This is a genomic window from Pantoea sp. Ft-CA_14, assembly GCF_024520875.1.
GTDB lineage: Bacteria > Pseudomonadota > Gammaproteobacteria > Enterobacterales > Enterobacteriaceae > Pantoea > Pantoea agglomerans.
Genome location: NZ_JALNPM010000026.1, coordinates 1 through 2840, shown reverse-complemented (window position 1 = coordinate 2840; position 2840 = coordinate 1). Strand labels below are relative to the sequence as shown.

The window sequence follows — 2840 nt, the reverse complement described above, 5'->3', positions numbered from 1 at the left end:
GAAGGCGGCGACGGGGATGGCTCGGCCATCTACGCACAGCGCTTTGATGCGAACGATAACAGGGTGGGACGCGAGTTCCTGGTGAACACCACCACGAGCGGCAACCAGGGTACCGGTGGCGACTCGGTGGATGCAACGCACATCTTTGACGCCGTGCTGACCGCGGACGGCAGCGTATACGTGACGTGGCAGTCGGACAACGTGGACGGTTCGGGAACCGGCATTGAAGGTATCGTGATTGACGTGGATGCGGCGTTTTACTCCGAGTACACGGTGAACACCACCACCACGGGAGCGCAGACGGTCTCGTCGGTAGCCAGCCTGCCGGACGGCGGCGCCATCGTGGTGTGGCAGTCGGCGAGCGGAGACGGCTCCGGCAGCTGCGTCAAGGGTCAGCTGCTGGACGCGAAAGGTCAGCCGGTCGGGGCGGAGTTCACGGTGAACACCACCACGGCGGGCGACCAGATCACGCCGCAGGTTACGGTCCTGACGAACGGCCATATCGAAGTGGTGTGGAGCACGGATTCCGGTGCGCATATCAAGGGTCAGGGCTATACCTACAGCTATGACGGTGCAGGTAACGTAAATGGTCTGGTGGCTGATGGCACAGAGTTCAGCGTTAACACCGGTACCACGGCAAGTAAACTGACTGAACCCGCCATTACCTCGCTGGAAGATGGCGGCTATCTGGTTGTATGGCAGGCAAGCCTGAACGGTAACTGGGCGATTTACAGCCGCCAGTATGATGCAAACGGCACGCCGGTCACGGCGGAGACTGTGCTGATTACGACTTCGCTGAGCGTAAACGGCGTGCTGGGCTTTGGCGCTGACTGGGAGCCGCTGCCGTCTGTTACGTTACTGAAAAATGGCCAGGTCGCTATCGCCTATACCGTTAAAGGTACCGGGTATGACGCTGGCGTATCGATCTACGATCCTTCACTGCATGAGGTAACCGGCAGCTTCGTAGCGAACCAGACCCTGACTAATAATCAGGCATCACCTGCAGTAAGCGCGCTGGATAACGGCAACTACGTGGTGACCTGGGACTCTAACGATACCAGCGGACCGGATCAGAACGGTTACAGCGTCTGGGGCCGCATCTATGCGGCAGACGGTACGGCGCTGACCAGTGAGTTCCTGATCAACACGGCAACAGCAGGCGATCAACATCTGGCGAAAGTCGTGAGCCGTCCTGATGGCAGTTTCGTTGCGCTCTTTATGTCTGCAACAGATACGGCACCGGGTGCAGGTACCAGCGGCATCTACGCGCAGTACTTTGATGCAGCGGGTAACAAAGTGGGCCAGCAGATGCAGATCCATCAGCTGACCTATGGCGAGCAGGTTGAAGTCGATGCGACCTTCCTTGCGGGCGGTCAGCTCTACGTGACCTGGACTGACAAAGGTGTGGGTGACGGCGAAGGCTCGGCGATTAAAGGACGCGTTGTGGATCTGGTTGAAACGCTGGGACTGGAGCAAATGACGCCGGACAACAACGATCCGACGACCATTGACTATCAGCCTGCGACGACACCAGCGTCGAGCGACACCGATGTACTGCCGCCGAACGTGGGCCTCTCTACCAATACTAAGGAGACTCTGGGTGGCCAGACCGAAGCAGGCGCTACTGTTATCGTGACGAATGCGGCTGGAACGGTTTACTCCACGGTGGCAGATGCTGAGGGTGTATGGAGTATTGTACCTAACCCACTCAGTGTCGGTGAAAACGGAACGCTCTCGGCTATTGACGCGGCAGGTAACCAGAGCCAGCCAGTATTGATCTCCGGAGCCGCACTGAGTGCTTACGATCTGCTGAATGAAAGCGCGCAGGTGAATACCACTACCACAGGCGATCAGCTCAACCCGTCGGTCACCCGGCTGGCGGACGGCCGCATCGTGGTGACGTGGCAGGGTGACGGCACCTCCGGTACCGAGGTTTACATGCAGCTGTACGAGGCAGACGGTGTGCATAAAATCGGCACCGAGCAGCAGGTGAACCAGCGCACGGCCAACAATCAGGACAGCCCGCAGGTGATCGCGCTGACCGACGGCGGCTTTCTGATCGTCTACGAGTCCAACGTTAACGGACTGGACAACAGCGGCGACGGTGTGATGGCGCGCCGCTACGGCGCCGACGGCCAGGCGGTGACCGACGAGTTCCAGGTGAACACCACCTACAGCGGTGCGCAGAACCGTCCGGGTGCGATGGCAACCGCCGACGGCGGCTACATCATCAGCTGGGAAGACCAGGGCACAGGCATCGTGCAGCGCAGCTACGGGGCGGATAACCAGCCGGTGACGGGCGAAGTGACGGTGGCAACCGGCAAGGGCATGGGCAGCTCCGGCGGTCCGGAAATGGCGGCCTTTACCGATGCGGCGCACGGCGGCATGTACGTGACCGTGTGGAACGCCACCAGCGGTCCGGGTGACACCAGCGGCAGCGGGGTTGTCGGGCAGATTTTTGCCGCAGACGGCACGCCACTGGGGGGTAACTTCCAGGTGAACACCACCACGGACAGCTCCCAGAACTATCCGGACGTTATCACCCTGAACGACGGCAGCATCGTGGTGTTCTGGGACAGCAGCGACAGCGGCACCAGCAACTCTGACATCCGCGCAGTGCACTACCGCGTGGATGCCGCCACCGGAACGCTGACGCTGGTCGGCAGCGGTGACTTCATCGTCAACAGCTACACCAGCGGCAAGCAGTATAAGCCGGTCGGCGTGGCGCTGGATGATGGCGGCTACCTGCTCATCTGGGGCTCTGAAGGCGGCGACGGGGATGGCTCGGCCATCTACGCACAGCGCTTTGATGCGAACGATAACAGGGTGGGACGCGAGTT

1 protein-coding gene is annotated in these 2840 nt (G+C 60.7%); it reads left to right on the top strand.

Features of this window, described 5'->3' with window-relative positions; all coding sequences use genetic code 11:
* On the top strand, positions 1-2840 hold a 2840-nt coding region (locus NR195_RS22670), incomplete at both ends, for an Ig-like domain-containing protein (protein WP_256844927.1).